20 protein-coding genes are annotated in these 19331 nt (G+C 49.7%); 8 read left to right on the top strand and 12 right to left on the bottom strand.

Annotated features, from left to right (window positions below; genetic code table 11):
* Positions 1 to 24: 24 nt before the first annotated feature.
* The 3 genes from nemA to eptA all read right to left on the bottom strand — a co-directional run bounded on the left by nemA (position 25) and on the right by eptA (position 3463).
* The gene (gene nemA, locus A9B99_RS05875; protein WP_064595620.1) at positions 25 to 1122 is read right to left on the bottom strand and encodes an alkene reductase; all 1098 of its coding nucleotides are present in this window, start codon (positions 1120 to 1122) and stop codon (positions 25 to 27) included.
* 43 nt (positions 1123 to 1165) lie between these two features.
* Entirely contained in the window at positions 1166 to 1768 is a 603-nt protein-coding gene (locus tag A9B99_RS05870) for a TetR/AcrR family transcriptional regulator (protein ID WP_064595812.1), read from the bottom strand.
* A 78-nt stretch (positions 1769 to 1846) separates the two neighbouring features.
* The gene (gene eptA, locus A9B99_RS05865) at positions 1847 to 3463 is read right to left on the bottom strand and encodes a phosphoethanolamine transferase EptA (RefSeq protein WP_064595618.1); all 1617 of its coding nucleotides are present in this window, start codon (positions 3461 to 3463) and stop codon (positions 1847 to 1849) included.
* Positions 3464 to 3697: 234 nt separating this feature from the next.
* Here eptA and A9B99_RS05860 point away from each other — a divergent pair, with 234 nt between their 5' ends.
* Together A9B99_RS05860 and A9B99_RS05855 are read left to right on the top strand one after the other, a co-directional pair.
* On the top strand, positions 3698 to 3940 hold the full coding sequence (locus tag A9B99_RS05860) for a DUF1289 domain-containing protein (protein ID WP_197499257.1): 243 nt from the start codon (positions 3698 to 3700) through the stop codon (positions 3938 to 3940).
* Between the two features lie 53 nt (positions 3941 to 3993).
* Positions 3994 to 4887 carry an aldo/keto reductase gene (locus A9B99_RS05855; RefSeq protein WP_064595615.1) on the top strand — a complete coding sequence of 298 codons (894 nt, stop codon included), beginning with the start codon at positions 3994 to 3996 and terminating at the stop codon, positions 4885 to 4887.
* A gap of 178 nt (positions 4888 to 5065) precedes the next feature.
* On the opposite strand, the gene A9B99_RS05850 is transcribed toward A9B99_RS05855, so the two are convergent.
* The 3 genes from A9B99_RS05850 to A9B99_RS05840 are packed head-to-tail and all read right to left on the bottom strand — an operon-like array spanning position 5066 to position 8192.
* Positions 5066 to 7087, bottom strand: a complete 2022-nt coding sequence (locus A9B99_RS05850) for an FUSC family protein (protein ID WP_064595613.1) — start codon at positions 7085 to 7087, stop codon at positions 5066 to 5068.
* Positions 7084 to 7950: an efflux RND transporter periplasmic adaptor subunit gene (locus tag A9B99_RS05845; RefSeq protein ID WP_064595610.1), complete on the bottom strand. Its 867-nt coding sequence runs from the start codon at positions 7948 to 7950 to the stop codon at positions 7084 to 7086. Before A9B99_RS05845 ends, A9B99_RS05850 begins: the two co-directional genes overlap by 4 nt.
* 5 nt (positions 7951 to 7955) lie before the next feature.
* The gene (locus A9B99_RS05840; protein WP_064595609.1) at positions 7956 to 8192 is read right to left on the bottom strand and encodes a DUF1656 domain-containing protein; all 237 of its coding nucleotides are present in this window, start codon (positions 8190 to 8192) and stop codon (positions 7956 to 7958) included.
* Positions 8193 to 8368: 176 nt separating this feature from the next.
* On the opposite strand from A9B99_RS05840, the gene slyA reads away from it, so the two are divergent.
* Entirely contained in the window at positions 8369 to 8803 is a 435-nt protein-coding gene (gene slyA, locus A9B99_RS05835; RefSeq protein ID WP_156519006.1) for a transcriptional regulator SlyA, read from the top strand.
* 271 nt (positions 8804 to 9074) lie between these two features.
* Here the strand turns inward: slyA and slyB are convergent, their stop codons facing one another.
* Positions 9075 to 9542, bottom strand: a complete 468-nt coding sequence (gene slyB, locus A9B99_RS05830; protein WP_064595606.1) for an outer membrane lipoprotein SlyB — start codon at positions 9540 to 9542, stop codon at positions 9075 to 9077.
* Positions 9543 to 9803: 261 nt separating this feature from the next.
* Here slyB and anmK point away from each other — a divergent pair, with 261 nt between their 5' ends.
* The 5 genes from anmK to pdxY all read left to right on the top strand — a co-directional run bounded on the left by anmK (position 9804) and on the right by pdxY (position 14406).
* The gene (gene anmK, locus A9B99_RS05825) at positions 9804 to 10928 is read left to right on the top strand and encodes an anhydro-N-acetylmuramic acid kinase (RefSeq protein ID WP_064595604.1); all 1125 of its coding nucleotides are present in this window, start codon (positions 9804 to 9806) and stop codon (positions 10926 to 10928) included.
* Positions 10929 to 11011: 83 nt separating this feature from the next.
* Entirely contained in the window at positions 11012 to 11332 is a 321-nt protein-coding gene (locus A9B99_RS05820) for an MliC family protein (protein WP_064595602.1), read from the top strand.
* Positions 11333 to 11388: 56 nt separating this feature from the next.
* The gene (gene pdxH, locus A9B99_RS05815) at positions 11389 to 12045 is read left to right on the top strand and encodes a pyridoxamine 5'-phosphate oxidase (protein ID WP_064595600.1); all 657 of its coding nucleotides are present in this window, start codon (positions 11389 to 11391) and stop codon (positions 12043 to 12045) included.
* A gap of 145 nt (positions 12046 to 12190) precedes the next feature.
* Positions 12191 to 13465: a tyrosine--tRNA ligase gene (gene tyrS, locus A9B99_RS05810; protein ID WP_064595598.1), complete on the top strand. Its 1275-nt coding sequence runs from the start codon at positions 12191 to 12193 to the stop codon at positions 13463 to 13465.
* A gap of 80 nt (positions 13466 to 13545) precedes the next feature.
* Entirely contained in the window at positions 13546 to 14406 is an 861-nt protein-coding gene (pdxY, locus tag A9B99_RS05805; RefSeq protein ID WP_064595596.1) for a pyridoxal kinase PdxY, read from the top strand.
* 65 nt (positions 14407 to 14471) lie between these two features.
* On the opposite strand, the gene gstA is transcribed toward pdxY, so the two are convergent.
* From gstA to rsxG, 5 genes are all read right to left on the bottom strand, one after another.
* Positions 14472 to 15077, bottom strand: a complete 606-nt coding sequence (gene gstA, locus A9B99_RS05800) for a glutathione transferase GstA (RefSeq protein WP_064595594.1) — start codon at positions 15075 to 15077, stop codon at positions 14472 to 14474.
* Between the two features lie 181 nt (positions 15078 to 15258).
* The gene (gene dtpA, locus A9B99_RS05795; protein WP_064595593.1) at positions 15259 to 16764 is read right to left on the bottom strand and encodes a dipeptide/tripeptide permease DtpA; all 1506 of its coding nucleotides are present in this window, start codon (positions 16762 to 16764) and stop codon (positions 15259 to 15261) included.
* Between the two features lie 613 nt (positions 16765 to 17377).
* Positions 17378 to 18013 carry an endonuclease III gene (nth, locus tag A9B99_RS05790; RefSeq protein ID WP_064595591.1) on the bottom strand — a complete coding sequence of 212 codons (636 nt, stop codon included), beginning with the start codon at positions 18011 to 18013 and terminating at the stop codon, positions 17378 to 17380.
* The gene (locus A9B99_RS05785) at positions 18013 to 18702 is read right to left on the bottom strand and encodes an electron transport complex subunit E (RefSeq protein WP_064595589.1); all 690 of its coding nucleotides are present in this window, start codon (positions 18700 to 18702) and stop codon (positions 18013 to 18015) included. Before A9B99_RS05785 ends, nth begins: the two co-directional genes overlap by 1 nt.
* Positions 18699 to 19325 (bottom strand): electron transport complex subunit RsxG, encoded by a 627-nt coding sequence (gene rsxG, locus A9B99_RS05780; RefSeq protein ID WP_064595587.1) that lies wholly within the window; start codon positions 19323 to 19325, stop codon positions 18699 to 18701. Before rsxG ends, A9B99_RS05785 begins: the two co-directional genes overlap by 4 nt.
* Positions 19326 to 19331: the final 6 nt, after the last annotated feature.

Below are 19331 nucleotides of genomic sequence, written 5' to 3'. Positions count from 1 at the left end.
CTGCGCCGCTATCAATGCAATGAGTCAGAGCGTGGGGTAATCGGTGTAACCCTGAGCATCGCCACCGTAAAAAGTTTCCGGGCGCGGGGGATTGAGCGGGGCGTTATGCTGGAGGCGAGCAACCAGATCAGGGTTGGAGATATAACTACGCCCAAAGGCGACGGCATCAATTAAACCGCGCTCGATAAGCGCCTGCGCTTTCTCAGGTGTGTAAGCACCGGCGCCAATGATAACCCCGCTAAAGCGGTCACGCACTGCCTGACGGAAGGCATCGCTATAGGGTTTGCCGCCTGCCCAGTCGGGTTCGGAAATATGCAGGTAAGCCAGCCCACGTTTATTCAACTCTTCAATAAAATAAAGTGCTGCTTCTTCCTGGTCTTCACCATTATCCAGACCATTAAAAGGCCCCAGAGGCGAGATGCGGATACCAATACGGTCGGCTGACCATGCTTCGCAGGCTGCATCAACCACTTCAAGGGCCAGCCGGGTGCGGTTTTCAATACTGCCTCCATACTGGTCAGTACGCTGGTTAGAAGCCGGAGACAGAAACTGGTGCAGCAAATAGCCATGGGCACTGTGCAATTCAATCAGGTCGAAACCGGCTGTTCTGGCATTAACGACCGCCTGGCGAAAGTCCGCCACTATTCCCGGAATTTCCTCTGTTGTTAGCGCCCGTGGTTCTGTGGTATCCACCCTTACTGCATGTCCGTTTTCATCTCTGAGTGTGGTGCGAGTTTCAGCACGAATAGCAGAAGGTGCAACCGGAGCTTTACCCTCTGGTTGCAGGGATGAATGGGAAATACGGCCTGTGTGCCACAATTGAACAGCAATATGGCCATTTTCCTGGTGGACGCTGTCAGTAATTTTATGCCATGCCGCAATCTGCGCTTCGCTGTGAATACCTGGCGCACCTTCATAACCCCGGGCTTGTGGGGAAATGTTAGTCGCTTCAGAAATAATCAAACCTGAAGATGCACGCTGGCGGTAATACTCAGCCATCAGTGCGGTAGGCACCTGCCCTGGTTCAATGCTACGCAGGCGAGTAAGTGGCGCCATCAGTACACGGTTAGATAAGGTAACTGCGCCCACTTTCAGTGGAGTGAATAATTTATCTGTAGACATAAAACCTCTTTAGTAGACCGGTCGTCTTGTTGAGAAGCAAAAATTAATCGGGTTTGTTTGCAAAGAGTTGCTTCACATGGGCCAGTGCATTTTCCAGTGGAGCGACAGACCGCCCGGTCTTCGCCTGCAGGTTGGCACCAAGCCAGAGTGAATAAAGAACCTGGGCCAGGGCATAACTCTCAGTGTGAAGCGAGACAGCACCAGACTGCTTTGCCTGTTCAATCGTCCTGGCCAGATGTTCCTGCACTTTACAGGAGCCAGCTTCCATACTGGCGCGCATTGCTTCTGATAAATCGCAGACTTCCGCCGAGAGCTTTACCGCAAGGCAGCCTGTAATATGGGTTTGCTGACGGAACTGTTCTACCGCGTTCTCGAACCAACGAATTACCCGTACCTCAGGCGCATCCCCGCAATCACAACCAAAGAGTGTGGCAAGGCGGTTATCATATTGTGCGTAATACCGCTCCAGCATTGACACACCAAAGGCTTCTTTAGACGGGAAATAGTGGTAGAAGGAGCCTTTGGGAACACCTGCGGTTTTCAGAAGCTCACTCAACCCCATCCCCGTAAAACCTTTCTTCAGGCACAACTGCTCGCCTGTATTCAGGATATGTTCACGGGTGTCACGTTCGGCATGTTTTATCATGAGTGCAATGTAATAGACCAACTGGTCGCACGCAAGAGACAGGCCTTATCCTTGCGTGCGGTTTCTTTATTACGGGCCTTACTGGCGGCAGGTGGCCAGCAAGTCCAGACCTTGCTGGTAGACGTGGGTGCGAATATCCATCATCCCAAGCAGCGTGGAGAAAAGGTTGTCCTGAGAAACCTCATCATTTTTGCCTTTTTGCTGCAGGCATTGGCGGTTGATATGAAAACCCTGAGAGTAGTTATCCGACAGCCAGAATAACAGTGGAATATGAGTTTGCTGGTCTGGCGCGATAAGCCAGGGCGTACCGTGCAAATAGATTCCATTCTCGCCCAGTGATTCGCCATGATCGGATAAATACACCAGGGCGGTATTCATATCCGTGTGCTGTTTCAACATATCTATTGTGCGGCTGACAATATCATCGGTATACAAAATCGAATTGTCATAAGTATTGATGAGCGCTTCACGGGTGCAGTCCTGGATCTGGTTGGTATCACAGGTTGGCGTGAAACGGCGCATTTTGGGTGGATAACGTTCATAATACGCCGGGCCGTGACTGCCCATTAAATGCAAAACAATAACTGTATCATGCTGAATACCATCCAGAATATTTGGCAGACGATACAGCTCGGCATCATCCAGGCAAATACCATCGTGGCAGACATCGTTCAGGTTCCATTTAGTCATGTCGGTATGGGGAATTCGGGTACAGGCACCTTTACAGCCACCGTCGTTTTCCCGCCACAGCACATTAATACCACCATGAGCAAGAACGTCCATCAAACCTTCTCTGTGGTGTGCCAGGTCAGCATCATACTGGCTGCGGGTCATTCCAGAGAACATGCAGGGCACCGATACGGCCGTTTCCGTGCCGCATGAAGTGGCGTGGTTGAACCAAATAACATCACGCTTGCTCAGTTCCGGGTTGGTTTCGCGCGTATACCCACCCAGCGAATAGTCTTGCGCCCTGGATGCTTCGCCCAGAACCAGAATTACGACTGTTTTTTTACTCTGGCTGCGAATCAATGCACCTTTGGTCGCATCTTCACCCTGCCTGATAAGTTGACTGGTATTGCCAGCTATCTGTTTATGCGCGAACTGAATAAAACCGGTGACATAATTAGGCGGGGTCACCATCTTCACAATTTCCTTGTTATTACGAAACAGTGACGCATAATCTTTGTACAGTGTGCTGGCAGATAACAGAATAACCATAATGGCACTGATAACCATTAATCCACGCAATAACAGCACACTCCACCAGCGCTCCTTGCGTATTTTAATGGCACACAATAAAGCCGCAGGAACAACCCCGGTAAGTCCCAGCCATACAAACAGTTGCGGTGTTAGCAGTGCCGTGACTTCTTGTGTATTGGTATCAAAAATGTTGAGCATCATGTTGCGGTCAATAACCGCACCATAGGTGAACATAAAATAGTTACTTGCGGCGCTGCCAACGAGCAGCAATACAAGCAGGGGCTTTCTCAGCCAGGGCAAAGCGAAGAGGCTGAAAATAATCGTCCAGGCGGAAAACAGCACCAGAGGAATACTCAGTGCAAACAGCATTGTATGCAGGCTGCCCGGATGAATTATTGCCCAACACCGTGCAATAAACAGGCTGTTAATCAAAGTAAAAATGAGCGCACTGAAAAGTGTAAACTGTGAATCGTTACACTGTAACTTATTAAACATTATTTTAATCGTAGTCAGGGAGTTGAACAGACTATCAATTTATTCCGTTAAGATTAGTAAAACCTTAATCCCTTGATTAATGAGTGGTCAGTACAAATAAGGCGTATCAATTTCCTGATATATGCTATGAGTATTGAGTGTTTTTTCACATGCTCCAGTCAGGCTTATGGCCTGTGAAACTTGCACCACTGGCAGATAACGTCTTCAATAACTAAATGGGGTTGATGAGGTTGAATTGTGGCTGAGCAGTTAGAGTTTTTTCCGGTACCGAGCCCGTGTCGGGGAATTTGCCAGAGCGACGATAAAGGTTATTGTCGTGGCTGCATGCGTAGCCGCGAGGAACGCTTTAACTGGCAAAAAATGTCGGATGCGCAAAAACAGGATGTTATCCGGCTTTGTCGCCAGCGTATGCTGCGCAAATTGCGCGCAGGTAAGCCTGTGTCTGATGAGACAGACCAACAACCGTCACTGTTTTAACTGGCGAGGCGGGCTATACTCGCCTGAATTTTTTGTTAAAACAGGAACAGACTATGCAGCGTTTAGCCATCGCGCCCCAGGGGCCAGAGTTCTCTCGTTTTGTGATGGGGTACTGGCGGTTAATGGACTGGGGAATGTCGCCTCAGTCGCTGGTTACATTTATTGAGCAACATCTTGAATTAGGTATAACCACGGTTGACCATGCCGATATCTATGGCGATTATCAGTGTGAATCTGCGTTTGGTTCGGCGTTGAAACTGGCACCTGCGCTACGCGAAAAACTGGAGATCGTCACTAAATGCGGTATTGCCACGCTGGCTCGCCCTGGCAATACGATTGGTCACTACATTACTGATAAAAAACATATTATTAGCAGCGCCGAAAACTCGCTACGCCACTTCTCCACAGACTACCTTGATTTACTCCTGATACACCGTCCGGACCCACTGATGGATGCAGACGAGGTGGCACAGGCTTTCCTTGAACTGCACCAGAGTGGCAAAGTGCGCCATTTTGGCGTGTCGAATTTTACACCGGCTCAGTATTCCCTGCTTCAGTCGAGGTTGCCTTTCTCCCTGGTCACGAACCAGGTGGAAATCTCCCCTGTGCACCAACCTCTGTTACTTGACGGCACACTGGATCAGATGCAGCAATTGCGTGTCCGCCCAATGGCATGGTCGTGTCTGGGTGGCGGGCGTCTGTTTTCTTCTCCTGAATTAGCTGCACTGCGGGATATGCTGGGGAAAGTTGCTGAGCAAACCGGCGCTCAGAGCCTTGAGCAGGTTGTATATGCCTGGATTCTTGCACTCCCGAGCATGCCACTGCCAATTATTGGCTCTGGTAAAATTAACCGGGTGCGTGATGCTGTGGGGGCGCAGGGCGTTAAATTAACCCGCACGCAGTGGTTCAGTATCCGCAAAGCCGCACTGGGTTACGATGTTCCCTGAATAAACCGTCTTCCCCACAAAAAAAAGCCCGTCCTGAGGACGGGCAAACAATACTGGAAGCAATGTGAGCAATGTCGTACGGTACGATTGAGGTCGTCACTCGCCGTACCGTGGAAAATAATCTAACAGTAATGATAATCATTATCAACCATGAGTTATGTAAGGTTGCGGTACAGAGTTATGTATTTTGCTCAATAGCGGGAAGAACGGGCGCCAGTTGTAACTGAGACAACGAGCAATATAACATCCAGATATGGGAAGCCAGATTACGGGCATCCTCCCGGTGATGGCGCTCAAGTGTTGTTGTCAGCGTTTTCAACGTTGCGAGTGCATTGTCGAGACTGTGGTGGTGAACTCCCCGCTCAGTCATCACGCCCTGTACCAGGTGAAGTGCAACATCACGTACCTGTGTCAGCGGGTCGCCAGGTGTGCCCCAGGAACGCAATTGCCATACAACATGAGAACAATTCAGTAGTACCACTCCCCAGCGCAGCAACCAGCGGCGGCTGGTTTCGTCTTTACTGCTATTCAACTGACTTACCAGGTGATACACCAAAGATTCGAACATTGACTGTGTACGTGCAGGGCGGCGACTTAACTGGTCAATAAAAGCCCGGCGTAATGCGCGAATATGGCGACGGCTTTTCAGGTTATCAGACCCTGGCCTCAATACAGAAAAGGCGACCCATGCCACACCGACACCCAAAATTTTAGCCAGATTCTGATTCAGAAAGTCTGCAAAGTTATAAACCGGCGGGTTAGTGACGGCAATAAATGATCCCATAAAAACAATGAGCTGCCCCCATAGCCCGGCAAACCTGGGCTGCTGCTGTTTTATCAATTGCATGGTCAGTAATAAAGGGAACAGAAACAGCAGAAATTGCCACAACTGCGTTATCTGCACCATCAGGCCGAATTTCACTGCAAAGCTGAACAAAGACAGCAGTAACAGAGTACGCAATAACAGGGTTAAGGAAAATAATGCTGTGGGTGTAGTGGCATAAAGAACACAACAAATGGCTGCCAGCGTCAGGGCCGCGCCTCCTTCATCCCACTGGCTGCCAATACTCCAGGCACTGGTGACGCTAATCACACAAAAAGTGCGCAGTGCGGCCCAAACGGATTCAAGCCAGTCGGTATGGCGGGCAAGCGCGGGTGTACGTGGCACAGTTTTAACCGGGTGGCCTGCCGGCAACGTGAGTTGCAGAAGCTCCCGGCGGCAGTTTTGCAATAACTGGCAATAATGCGACAGACGAAACCATAAGGCACGGTGGCGGTAATCTGCGTGTTCTGGCGGCTTCAGTCTGGCAAGGCTTCGGGCAATATGCAGTGCATCTGCTTGTGGGTTGCCTAACTGCGCCAGTAACTGTTCAATTGCCGGCCAGAGATATGCTGGCGCATTGGGCCAGTTAATCAGTAAACGGCGTATACCCGAAGTGACACTGATTGCCCGTAAATATTGGTGCAGCAGGTAGTTAATGCGGGGGTTTTGGTGGCGAAAACGATAATGGCTCCAGAATGCCTGAACCCGCAGCAGGTTCGTGGTCAGGATCTGGCTTATCATGCGCTCGTGAGCTGTACGGATCTCATCCGTTGTTTCCTGGCGCCAGAGCAATTTAGCATGCTCAAGTAACCGTTGGTGCAGGTTGGTAAGTGTACTGATAAGGGTTGCCCCATCAGCGGTGCCTGGCAACGCCATCATCATTAACCCACCGCATAAAATCCCGACAATCACTTCGCACACTCGCGATTGCGCGACATCCCAAAGCTCGGTGGTTGATACTGTGTTGAGTAATGGAAATGCAATAATAGCCGCGGTATAACCCGCCAGAGAAAAACTGTAGGCAACATTGTATTGAAACTGGCTGGCCATTAGCGTGCACACAGCCAGCCAACTGGCCATCGCCCAGGTAAACAACCAGGGATCATCAAGGGTGTGCCCGGCAATAAACAGCGCGGCAAATGCGCCCAGAACACTGCCTGCAATACGCCCGAGGCTTTTGCTGATAACGCCGCCCTGAGTGGGAAAACTGACAACGGCCGCCGATGTCATGGCCCAGTAGGGTTCGTCCAGTTGCAACGCATAAGCGATGGCAAGCGCAAGGCACATGGCAATGGCATTGCGTAAAGCATAGCGCCACTGTCCTGGCCGGGTATTAAACCAGGGCAGGGATGTGAGCCGAAAACTGTTCGGTGTCATCGTTTTTCTGGCTCAATGGCGACAGTACAGGTAGTCCCGGACACCAGCGTTACCCCCTGAGGAATGGTGTCCAGAGTAATTCTGACCGGGATACGTTGCGCCAGGCGCACCCATGGCACGTTGGGTTTGATATCGGCAATCAATCCGGAGTCAGCTTCCACGCTCTGGTCATAAATCGCCCTGCCAATGCTTGCGACCCTACCTTGTAATGGGGTGTCATCACTGTACAGCAGGATTTTCGCCAGGTCGCCGGGTTGTATGTGGCGGAGTTTGGTTTCTTCAAAATAACCGACAACATAGAAAGAGTGGCTTTCAACCAGAGCAAATACGGCTTTGCCCGCTGTGGCATAATCCCCCACGCGGGTGGATAAGTTAGTTACCCAGCCATCCTGAGGGGCACTGACAATAGCCTGGCTAATCTCCCAGTTGGCCTTATCCAGTGCCGCCTGTGCCGCATTAACCCCAGCCTGTGCTGTTTTCACATTGATGTTGGCGTTATCCATCTCTTCGCCTGCCAGCAGGTTTGCCGGCAGGTTATGGCGGCGTGCGGCTTCCCGTGTTGCTTTTGCCAGTGCAGTCTGAGCGCTGGCAAGTTTGGCTGTTGCATCAAGTTTTGCAATCTGCCAGGGGGTATCGTCGAGCCGGAACAGGACACTACCAGCACGGACAAACTGGTTATCCTTGACATTAAGGGCAACAATGCGCCCTGAAACCTGGGGAGTAATACCGATTTTTTCAGCCCTGACTTTGCCATCCCGGGTCCAGGGTGATTGCATATAGTAATTCCATACCATCCACCCGGCCACCAGAGCACAGGCAAGAATCAGCAGGCCAGAAAAATACTTAAGGGTCTTCAGGTTCATGCATGTTATCCCAGAGCAAGCATTAACATACCGCTGCTAACACACAGGGTAAAAAGTGAGAGGTCCATAAGCGTGGGGTGCCAGATGTCACCGGAATACATCCAGTCTCGCAATAATCTGTGCAGAATAAGCCAAATAAAGAAACCAATCAGAACCGCTTTAAATAGTGGTGGAAAATAGACCGAAGACCCGGTAACCAGGTCACGGGAGGCCAGTCCAGACGAGAAGACAAAAAAATTCACAGGAATATCCCTTTAAACCATGCAGATGCTGCCATTCACCCGACAACTATGTAGAATAAATTATCGATACTTGTTTAACTTCACTAAAACTAAGGGTTTGTATTGAAATCTGAGCGTCTGCAAACTAGTCTGTAACAAGTATAATAACTTAGCAAGCTAATTATAAGGAGATGAAATTGGAATCACCACTCGGATCTGACCTTGCTCGTTTAGTTCGTGTATGGCGCGCTCTGATTGATCTGCGGCTGAAGCCACTGGAGTTAACGCAAACCCATTGGGTTACTCTGCATAATATTCATCAGCTTCCGCCGGAGCAGTCACAAATACAGCTGGCTAAAGCTATCGGGATAGAACAGCCTTCTCTGGTTCGTACTCTCGACCAGCTTGAGCAAAAAGGTCTGATTTCACGCCATACCTGTGCAAATGACCGTCGTGCCAAGCGTATTAAGCTAACGGATAAAGCACAACCGATTATCGAACAAATGGAGCAGGTAATTAGCCGCACTCGCGGTGAAATTTTAGGTGGGGTAAGTCAGCAGGAAATAGACATACTGATTAGTCTTATTGGGCGGCTGGAACGGAATATTCTTGATCTACAAGCAAAAGAATAAATGATTCAAACGGGGTAATAGTCAGACGAACAAAGAAAAATCAAAAAAATAATAGAATAATGATGATACAGGCCATATACCGCAGTAGCGTACTTTGCTGCAATTTGCTGTGACCAGTTTGAATGCCGGCCTGTATGCTTTCCTGCTGAGGTAAGAGGCCGATACTGAGTAGGTATTCCCCTGCATTTTTGAGACGATCTGTATCATAGACAGCAATGAATGATACAGATCATCAGTCTGAGGTGGCCTGAACAGGCCACCAATTAGCATATTAGTTTGGTGAAACGGTGATTTGGCGGCCATCGGAGGCCATTTTCACACGCTGGCCCACAGAGAAACGGGTAGCTCCCTGTTTCTGTACAACCTGGATGGTATTCCCGTCATCTTTACGAATAACCAGTTCTACCCCCTGAGTTTTGTTCATGGCGCCCTGAACGTTCTGGCCCGCAACGCCACCTGCAATGGCGCCAGCGGCTGTAGCCAGAGAACGACCAGTACCGCCGCCAACTGTATTACCCAAAAATCCGCCTAACACAGCACCGCCAATTGCACCAATAACGTTACTGTCGTCACCGCCCTGAATCTGAACCGGACGAACGGACACCAGGGTACCATAGGTCACGCTTTGTACTTGCTTAGCTTCAGACGCGCTGTACACATCCCCTGACAAGGTATCATTGTTAACACAGCCCGCCAGCGTAAGCCCGACGAAAGAGATAACCAGTACACGTGAAATCATCTATGACTCTCCTTTTTCCTGGTAATGCCCGGACAGGGCATCATCCTGGATAAATTATACGGTAATAAAGGGACGAATTTAATGCTGTCGCCAGGAAACATGCTCAAAATAATAAAAGTCCATGTTTGAACCGGACGTCAACATACGTCAGACCAGGGGCGAACGGCTGTAGTGAGTTGTTAGAAAATATTACGCTTTCATGGCAATACCCAGGGATATGTGGTGCAATTGTTAATGTAAAATAATGACAAAGGACGGTATATGAGATCGGGGCGATACATCGGCGTAATGTCCGGGACCAGCCTGGATGGTGTGGATGTGGTGCTGGTGGCGATAGACAGCCATATGGTGGCACAACAAGCCAGTATCACCTGGCCCATTCCTCTGGGAATCAAACAGGCTGTACTGGATATTTGCCAGGGGCAGGTATTGACACTCTCGACACTGGGGCAACTTGATTCCCGTCTTGGGCAACTGTTTGCCGATGCCATTCTCGCGTTAATGCACAATGAAGGAATACAGGCAAAAGACGTAGTGGCGATAGGTTGCCATGGTCAAACAGTGTGGCATGAGCCGCTGGGCGAAACACCGCATACAATGCAGATTGGCGACAATAATATTATTGCGGCACGAACCGGCGTGACTGTTGTCGGCGATTTTCGCCGTCGTGATATTGCTGTTGGCGGTCAGGGTGCTCCCCTGGTGCCCGCTTTTCATGCGGCATTGCTATCCCACCCCGTTGAGCGCCGTGTCGTGTTGAATGTTGGCGGCATCGCCAATATGACTATCCTGACGCCAGGTTTACCCGTCCGCGGCTACGATACCGGTCCGGGAAACATGCTAATGGATGCATGGATTTGGCGTAATAAAGGCAAACCTTTCGATAAAGACGCCTTGTGGGCTCGTAAAGGCCAGGTTGTAGTGCCGTTGCTACAACAAATGCAAAGTGACCCGTACTTTGGGTTGCCGGCCCCTAAAAGCACGGGGCGCGAGTATTTTAACCTTGGCTGGCTGGAACGGCATCTCTCTGCCTTCCCGGTATTACCTGCCGAAGATATCCAGGCGACGCTACTGGAGCTTACGGCAGGGTCTGTTGCTGAACAAGTTCAGTTAAGTGGCGGTTGTGAGCGGTTGCTGGTGTGTGGTGGTGGTAGCCGAAATCCACTACTGATGGCACGGCTGGCGGCGTTGTTGCCAGGTACCGAAGTGGGAACAACAGATAGCGCCGGGATCAGTGGTGATGATATGGAAGCACTGGCATTTGCCTGGCTGGCCGCCCGTACCATTGCTGGGTTGCCCGGTAATATGCCTTCGGTGACTGGCGCACGCGAGGAAACTATCCTTGGAGCCGTTTATCCGGCTAATAACAGGATAAATCAGAGTTAACTGACAGGGATGGCTTGCTAAACAGGCTAGACTCAAACAAACGGAGTGATTGTGGCTCCGCTTGTTTGCGGATGGACTGCATTATGAAAAAAAGCCTGCTGCTTTTCCCGCTTATACTGAGCGGCTGCACTACTTACCAACATCTTATCGATGCGATTCACACCGATACATTTCACTACCAGTGTGATGAAAAACCCCTCACCGTTGAAATAAACCAACAAAAGCAGTCTGCCAGTTTTGTGCTGGACAATACGGTATTGCACCTGCAACAAGGCTTGTCGGCTTCAGGAGCCCGGTATACCGATGGCATATATGTCTTCTGGTCTAAAGGTGATAAAGCCACGGTATACCGGCGGGATACGGTGGTACTGCACAACTGTCAGTTAGTGGGTAACAAGGATTGAGATTTAGCGATGCGGGGCGCAGAATAGACCAACCTGTTGATTTCTGAATACCTGCTATGTCTGACAATGAATCCTTACAGCAGATTGCCAGTCTGCGCCGTGAATACACCCGAGGCGGGTTGCGTCGTAAAGACCTGACGGACGACCCGCTGACTTTATTTGAACGCTGGCTTGGGCAAGCGTGTGATGCCCGCCTTGCGGACCCGACAGCTATGGTTGTCGCCACTGTGGATGAGAACCAGCAACCCTGGCAGCGCATTGTACTGCTCAAACATTTCGATTCCCGGGGCATGGTGTTTTACACCAACTTAGGCAGCCGTAAAGCCGCTCATTTGGAGCATAACCCACGTATCAGCTTATTGTTCCCCTGGCATATGCTTGACCGCCAGGTCGCTGTGACGGGCAAAGCAGAACGCCTGTCCACTGTGGATGTAATGAAGTATTTTCACAGCCGCCCACGCGACAGCCAGATTGGCGCCTGGGTTTCCCGTCAGTCTTCGCGCATCAGTGCCCGCAATATTCTGGAAAGTAAATTCCTTGAGATAAAACAGAAGTTTCAGGCCGGAGAAATTCCGCTGCCCAGTTTCTGGGGGGGATTCCGGGTGAGTATTGATCAAATGGAATTCTGGCAGGGGGGAGAACACCGCCTGCATGACCGTTTTTTATACCAGCGTGATGCGGATACCTGGAAAATCGACCGCCTGGCACCTTAATCACCGGAAATAGTCTCGTTAGCGCTGGCGCAATGCAGGCCGGCGCTTTATTCTATTGCCTCCCTGACTTTTAATGTCTCAGCGCCAGTGCGCGACAGACTTGTGTACCGGTAAAGGTGCAATCGTATAAAACATGGAGAATTTGATGGCAAGCAGCAACTTGATTAAACAATTGCAAGAGCGTGGGCTTATTGCTCAGGTGACGGATGCAGACGCGCTGGTGGAACGACTGGCGCAGGGGCCAATCGCTCTCTATTGCGGCTTCGATCCGACTGCCGACAGCTTGCATTTGGGCCATCTGGTTCCATTGTTGTGCCTGAAGCGTTTTCAGGAAGCTGGCCACAAACCGGTTGCACTGGTTGGTGGCGCGACCGGGTTAATTGGTGATCCCAGTTTTAAAGCAACAGAACGTAAGCTCAATACCACCGAAACTGTTCAGGAGTGGGTCGATAAGATTCGCCGCCAGGTTGCGCCATTCCTTGATTTTGACTGTGGCGATAACGCCGCTATTGCTGCAAATAACTATGACTGGTTTGGCAGCATGAATGTGCTGACTTTCCTGCGCGACATTGGCAAGCACTTTTCTGTTAACCAGATGATTAACAAAGAAGCGGTAAAACAGCGCCTTAACCGCGACGATGTCGGTATTTCATTTACTGAATTCTCCTATAATCTGCTCCAGGGCTATGATTTCGCCTGCCTGAATGATTTACACGGCGTTGAATTGCAAATTGGCGGCTCAGATCAGTGGGGGAACATTACATCCGGTATCGATTTAACCCGCCGCCTTCACCAGAAACAGGTATTTGGCCTTACTGTACCGCTTATTACAAAAGCAGACGGCACCAAATTTGGTAAAACAGAAGGTGGTGCGGTGTGGTTGGATCCGAAGAAAACCAGCCCGTACAAATTCTACCAGTTCTGGATTAATACCGCCGATGCGGATGTTTACCGCTTCCTGAAGTTCTTTACTTTCATGAGCCTTGAAGAAATCAACGCACTGGAAGAAGAAGATAAAAACAGTGGCACTGCACCGCGTGCGCAGTATGTGCTGGCAGAGCAGGTTACTCGTCTGGTGCATGGTGAAGAAGGGCTGGCTGCGGCGAAACGTATTACTGAAAGCCTTTTCAACGGGCACCTGGAAGACCTTACCGAAAATGATTTTGCGCAACTGGCGCAAGATGGCGTGCCGATGGTTGAACTGGATAAAGGAGCAGACCTCCAGCAGGCTCTGGTGGACAGTGAACTACAACCCTCCCGTGGGCAGGCGCGTAAAACCATCGCGTCCAACGCGGTTTCTGTTAATGGGCAAAAACAGAGCGATGCTGAGTACAGCTTTACTGACGCAGACTACCTGTTTGGCCGCTACACTCTGTTACGCCGCGGTAAGAAAAACTACTGCCTCATTTGCTGGAAGTAACCAATAGTCATAAGGCGTGGGAAATCACGCCTTAATTTTTTGTCTCAATAACACTCACAACACTCATCACCGGGTTAGTCATGAAAAATATCCTCGCTATACAATCACACGTGGTTTTTGGCCACGCGGGGAACAGTGCGGCTGAATTTCCGATGCGCCGCCTTGGCGCTAACGTCTGGCCACTGAATACCGTTCAGTTTTCCAATCACACGCAATATGGCAAATGGACCGGCATCGTCATGACGCCATCGCATTTAACCGATATTGTCCAGGGCATTGCGGATATCGGCGAATTAGCACGTTGTGATGCTGTTCTTAGCGGATACCTTGGCTCAGCAGAGCAGGGGCAGCACATTTTACGTATCGTGGAACAGGTAAAGCAGGCTAATCCTTCAGCCCGTTATTTCTGTGACCCGGTTATGGGACACCCGGAAAAAGGCTGTATTGTGGCACCTGGTGTGGCGGAATTTCATGCCCGCAGTGCATTGCCGGCGGCAGATATTATTGCGCCGAATCTGTTGGAACTGGAAATGCTCAGTGGTCACTCTGTCAGTAACGTCGCCGAGGCTGTCAGCACTGCGCGTGAACTGATTGCCAAAGGGCCGGAAATCGTCCTGGTGAAACATCTGGCGCGAGCTGGTTATAACCAGGATTGTTTTGAAATGTTGCTGGTAACAGATGATGCCGCCTGGCATATCAGCCGTCCGTTGGTCGACTTTGGCACTCGCCAGCCCGTGGGCGTGGGTGATGTAACCAGTGGTTTGCTGTTAGTGAAATTGCTACAGGGTGCAACCGTTCAGGATGCGCTGGAGCACGTTACTTCTGCAGTGTATGCCATTATGCAAACCACAAAACAGATGGGCGAGTATGAGCTGCAAGTCGTTGCTGCACAGGACGAGATAGTCCGCCCTGAGCAGTGGTTTTACAGTAAACAGCTCTGACTGCACGCACAAGTGTTACTTATACGGTGCTGGCACAAGCATCGAGTGCTCCAGGGATGGAGCAATTATTTGAGCCCTTCAGCCTTCAGTGCCGCCATAACAGCCGGGCGAGCACGCATCCTTTCCATAAATGCATTGATATGTTCGAACTGGCTCATATCCAGTGACAGCGCGTATCCCCAGTTGAGCACAGTAAATAAATAAGCGTCAGCTACGCTAAAACGCTGCCCCATCAACCAGGGTTTATCACTTAGCGCGTTGTTGACCAGCCCCATTTTTTTCAACAATTTAGCTATACAGGCAGATTTATATGCTTCGGGTGTCTCGGACGAAAACAACGGAGTGAAACCTTTGTGTAATTCCGTCGCAATGAAGTTAAGCCAGGAAAGCGCCTGGTAGCGCGACAACGTTCCGACCGGTGGAAGAAGCTGGCGGTCCGGTACCTGGTCTGCGATATATTGCACAATAACTGCACCTTCAGTCAGCAAGGTATCATTATCTAACAGCAGCGCCGGAACCTGCCCGGCAGGGTTAATGGACCAGAAATCCTCACCACTTTCAGTGGACTTTTCCTGTAAATTAACCTGTGACAGGGTGAAATCAAGCCCGCTTTCACGCAGGACAATATGTGGCGACAGTGAGCACGCGCCTGATTTATAAAACAATTTCATCGTAAGACTCCTTGTATAAGCGCCAGGTAGTAAGATATCACTTATCAAGGATGGTAGTTGGCAAGGAAGAGAAAGAAAAGCAGAAAAAGTGCAGAACAAACGCGGTAGTTATACGAGCCGGGAAGAGTCAATCGCCACTGTACTCAGGTACAGTGGCGATAACGCTGTTTCCCCAGAAAAATCAGACAGTCACTGTTTGTGACGTGCTGGCTTTTTTATCGTCATCCTGCGTCATGCGGTGCAATTTTGGCGCAGTCAGCAGCATCAACAGTGCAATGATACCGGTGGTAATCCCAATTTGCAGGAAGACATGTCCGTATACCTGCAGAGATTCTACCGGGTTAGTGACATTCTCTGGTACAGCCATCAGGTTGGCGACTTTACCGGCAATAATGGCCGCGCCAGCCGTAGTCAGGAACCAACTGCCCATAATAAAGCCCATCAGGCGCTGTGGAACCAATTGTGCCACCATGGCCAGGCCCAGACCGGAGATCATCAGTTCACCAATACTTTGCAGTGCATAGCTGGCAATTAACCAGTTAACAGAGACAATCCCGGCATCTGTAGCAAAACGCGCACCTAATGGCAGAATAAGGAATGCGCCAGAGCACAGAACCATACCAATCGCAAATTTAACGGACATTGGCAGGCGGTCACCCATTTTGTTGTAAATCGCTGCAAGAATTGGGCTACCAATCATAATCCAGAACGGGTTCAGTGCCTGGTATTGTTCAGGTTCGAACGCAATACCAAAAATACTGTGCTCAACATTGCGGATAGCAAAAAAGTTCAGGGAGGTTGGCATCTGGCTGTAGAGCACAAAGAATACTACGGCTTCCAGCATCAGCAGAAACGCAACAATCATTTTACGGCGTGCCGCGCCTTGCAGGGCAGAGGCTTCTTTGGCAAAAATCGCGATAATCCCCAGAGCGATGACACCCAATGCAATACGGGCGACTTGCTGGTTATGCAACAACCAGGTGGCAAGGGCAATCAGGACCAGAACACCGACCAGGGTGGCAAACAGTTTACGCAGGTCAACCGGTGCAAAATCCGGTTTGGAACCGAAATCTTTTACCCATTTCTTACAGAATGCAAAGTTCACCACGGTAATCAGCATACCCACAACGCTCAGTGAAAATGCGATACTCCAGCCGAACTGTGCTGCCAGCCATGGCGTGGCGAGCATGGAAAAGAATGAGCCAATGTTGATGGACATATAGTACATCGTAAATGCGCCATCAAGACGTGGGTCATCTTTTGGATAACAGGTAGACAGTAAAGCAGACGGGTTAGCTTTGAACAAGCCATTACCGACAGCGATGGTTGCCATACCGGCGTAGACGATAGCGGCATTGTGCCCGGACCAGGCAACTAACGCATACCCAACAACCAGAACAAGCGCCCCCAGCATAATGACGCGTTTGGTACCCAGTACTTTATCGCCTAACCAGCCGCCAATAGCGACCAGACCATAGACAAGCGCACTGAAAGAAGAGAAAAGCGTAATTGAGTCCGCTTCAGACATACCCAGTTGTTTAACCAGGTAAACAGCCATGATTCCCTGCAGGCCGTAGTAACCAAAGCGTTCCCATAATTCAATGGAGAAAATGAGATAAAACGATTTCGGTTGTTTGAAAGCATTTAAACTAATGCTTTCTGCTGGTTTATTGTTTGCAGTCGACACATATACCTCTTATTTTACAGCCCGTACTAACAGGGCGTTTTTCAACCAGATGGCGCTAAGACGACTCTGATTTTGTTATGGGAGGGGAAAACGGCAGGTACTTTTCCCTAATATGAGGCATCTGGCAAGTTATTTGTCATATTCTTTTACATTTGTGTTTGGTAGGGTATTGCCTGGGTAGATGAATTGTTATGCAGATTTAAATTTTGATAGACTAAAAAATATAAGTTTTTTCTTTTGTGAAGCTGATTTTTTTCTGATACAAAGAGTTATATGTCGGTTTTTGCGGTTATAACCAGTTAATGAAACCACTATTATTTCATATTTCGGTTTAATTGTTTGTTTTGTGTAATTTTTCTTTATTAAACCATAGGTTGGGAAAACTTGTGGCGATAAATTTTAACATTTATCCCTGCCTGAAGCGGCCTGTGGAAAATCTATAGAAATTTTGGGTTTTAAAAAAACAATTAACCACATGTGGTGCTGTCTGGAATGTTTTATGTAGCTAAAATCTACAATGAAAAGTGTTTATGTTGTTGAATGAGGGTTTTTTAGTGAGGGAGGTAAACGTTTGCGTCAGCGCCTGACGCAAACAGCTATCAATGTCATCCGGTCAGATTTCGGTCTTCTCTTTGTACTCACAAAGATCTTCAATCAGGCAGGAGCCACAGCGGGGTTTACGTGCCACACAAGTGTAGCGCCCATGCAGAATTAACCAGTGGTGGCAGTCAACTTTAAATTCGGCAGGAACGACCTTCAGTAGTTTATCCTCTACCTGCTCAACATTCTTGCCCGGGGCAAAACCCGTTCTGTTACACACCCGAAAAATATGTGTATCCACGGCGATGGTAGGCCAGCCAAAAGCGGTGTTAAGCACGACATTCGCAGTTTTCCTGCCAACACCTGGTAATGCTTCCAGTGCAGCACGGTCTTCAGGTACTTCGCCACCATGTTTTTCGAGCAAAATGCGGCAGGTTTTAATCACATTCTCAGCTTTGCTGTTAAACAGGCCGATTGTCTTGATATATGACTTCACGCCTTCCACCCCCAGCGCGAGAATGGCCGCTGGCGTGTTGGCTACCGGGTACAGCTTCGCTGTAGCCTTATTGACGCTGACATCAGTTGCCTGAGCCGAAAGCAGCACAGAAATGAGTAATTCAAAAGGTGATGAGAAGTGCAACTCCGTTGTTGGATGCGGATTACTCTCTCTAAGGCGCGACAAAATAGCGATGCGTTTCTCTTTGTTCATCAGGCTTTTTCTGCTCCCTGAACGTTGCTTTCCCTGGCGTGAGTTGCAGCTCTGCGTTTACTGCGCTCGTCAATGACATATTTAGCGGCAAGCATTAAACCCAGGCCAAAAAAGGCACCTGGTGGCAACATGGCGAGTAAAAAAGGCGTGTCTGTATGGTAGATTTGGATACGCAGAATCTTAGCCCAGCTCCCCAGCAGCATATCGGCACCATCAAATAATGTTCCATTGCCTAAAATCTCACGCATTGCGCCCAAAACAAACATGGCACATGTTGCGCCCATCCCAATGGCAAGACCATCAATGGCTGCAAGGCCTGGTGGATTTCTGGAGGCAAAGGCCTCAGCGCGCCCAATAACAATACAGTTGGTGACAATCAGTGGAATAAAGATCCCCAAAGACTGATAAAGCCCGAAGGCAAAAGCATTGATTAACAGTTGAACCGAGGTTACCACGGAAGCAATGATCAGCACGTAAATCGGAATGCGAATTTCACTGGGTACAAAGCGACGCAGTAATGAAACCGCAGTGTTCGTCAGCACCAGTACCAGCGTCGTTGCCAGTCCAAGACCCAAAGCATTGGTTGCAGTGGACGTGACAGCAAGCAGAGGGCACAAGCCAAGTAGTTGCACCAGCGCCGAGTTATTTTTCCATAACCCCTGGATAAAAATTGTTTTTACATCACTCATGAAGATGCTCCACAAGAGGGGAGTGTTGCCAGTTCAGGCGGCAGCGTTTTGGCAAACAATGCGGCACGTTTAACGGCGTTAACCACGGCTCGTGGAGTAATGGTCGCACCGGTAAACTGGTCAAATTGTCCGCCGTCTTTTTTCACAGCCCATGCGGCATCGTCGGGGCCAGTTACCTGTTTACCGGCAAAACCCAGTATCCAGTTTGACACCCGCACATCAATTTTATCGCCAAGGCCCGGTGTCTCGTGCTGCTCAGTGACCCGTGTTCCTAACACAGTGCCGGAGAAATCGGAAGCAACCAGCAACTGAATCGCTCCACCATAACCATCAGGTGCTGTGGTTTGCATAACCACAGCAACCGGTTTGCCCTGGTTACGGGCAATATAGATATCGTGAGCACCAGAGCCCAGTGGCGTATTGTTCGCCACCACGCAATCTTGCTGGATAGCATTATCATAGCTGTCCGGGGCGATAACCTGGTCGAACAATTTCTTTTGTTGCAACATGGCCTGATGAGCAATCACCGGCTGTGTCAATGTGTTCACTACGGCAACCAGGCCGGTAAAACCTGCCGCGAACAGCGCCAGAGTGACACCGTGTTTACGCATTGTGTTCAGCATCACGAG

This window comes from Mangrovibacter phragmitis, assembly GCF_001655675.1.
Taxonomy (GTDB): Bacteria; Pseudomonadota; Gammaproteobacteria; order Enterobacterales; family Enterobacteriaceae; genus Mangrovibacter; species Mangrovibacter phragmitis.
This window is presented reverse-complemented; position numbering and strand designations above follow the sequence as displayed.

What these genes read in the sequence shown, in the direction of transcription:
- tyrS (WP_064595598.1), top strand. Translation starts at nt 12,191, where the DNA reads ATGGCAAGCAGCAACTTGATTAAACAATTGCAAGAGCGTGGGCTTATT.
- A9B99_RS05870 (WP_064595812.1), bottom strand. Translation starts at nt 1,768, where the DNA reads ATGATAAAACATGCCGAACGTGACACCCGTGAACATATCCTGAATACA.
- pdxH (WP_064595600.1), top strand. Translation starts at nt 11,389, where the DNA reads ATGTCTGACAATGAATCCTTACAGCAGATTGCCAGTCTGCGCCGTGAA.
- gstA (WP_064595594.1), bottom strand. Translation starts at nt 15,077, where the DNA reads ATGAAATTGTTTTATAAATCAGGCGCGTGCTCACTGTCGCCACATATT.
- anmK (WP_064595604.1), top strand. Translation starts at nt 9,804, where the DNA reads ATGAGATCGGGGCGATACATCGGCGTAATGTCCGGGACCAGCCTGGAT.
- A9B99_RS05845 (WP_064595610.1), bottom strand. Translation starts at nt 7,950, where the DNA reads ATGAACCTGAAGACCCTTAAGTATTTTTCTGGCCTGCTGATTCTTGCC.
- A9B99_RS05820 (WP_064595602.1), top strand. Translation starts at nt 11,012, where the DNA reads ATGAAAAAAAGCCTGCTGCTTTTCCCGCTTATACTGAGCGGCTGCACT.
- nemA (WP_064595620.1), bottom strand. Translation starts at nt 1,122, where the DNA reads ATGTCTACAGATAAATTATTCACTCCACTGAAAGTGGGCGCAGTTACC.
- pdxY (WP_064595596.1), top strand. Translation starts at nt 13,546, where the DNA reads ATGAAAAATATCCTCGCTATACAATCACACGTGGTTTTTGGCCACGCG.
- eptA (WP_064595618.1), bottom strand. Translation starts at nt 3,463, where the DNA reads ATGTTTAATAAGTTACAGTGTAACGATTCACAGTTTACACTTTTCAGT.
- A9B99_RS05785 (WP_064595589.1), bottom strand. Translation starts at nt 18,702, where the DNA reads ATGAGTGATGTAAAAACAATTTTTATCCAGGGGTTATGGAAAAATAAC.
- rsxG (WP_064595587.1), bottom strand. Translation starts at nt 19,325, where the DNA reads ATGCTGAACACAATGCGTAAACACGGTGTCACTCTGGCGCTGTTCGCG.
- A9B99_RS05850 (WP_064595613.1), bottom strand. Translation starts at nt 7,087, where the DNA reads ATGACACCGAACAGTTTTCGGCTCACATCCCTGCCCTGGTTTAATACC.
- nth (WP_064595591.1), bottom strand. Translation starts at nt 18,013, where the DNA reads ATGAACAAAGAGAAACGCATCGCTATTTTGTCGCGCCTTAGAGAGAGT.
- slyB (WP_064595606.1), bottom strand. Translation starts at nt 9,542, where the DNA reads ATGATTTCACGTGTACTGGTTATCTCTTTCGTCGGGCTTACGCTGGCG.
- A9B99_RS05855 (WP_064595615.1), top strand. Translation starts at nt 3,994, where the DNA reads ATGCAGCGTTTAGCCATCGCGCCCCAGGGGCCAGAGTTCTCTCGTTTT.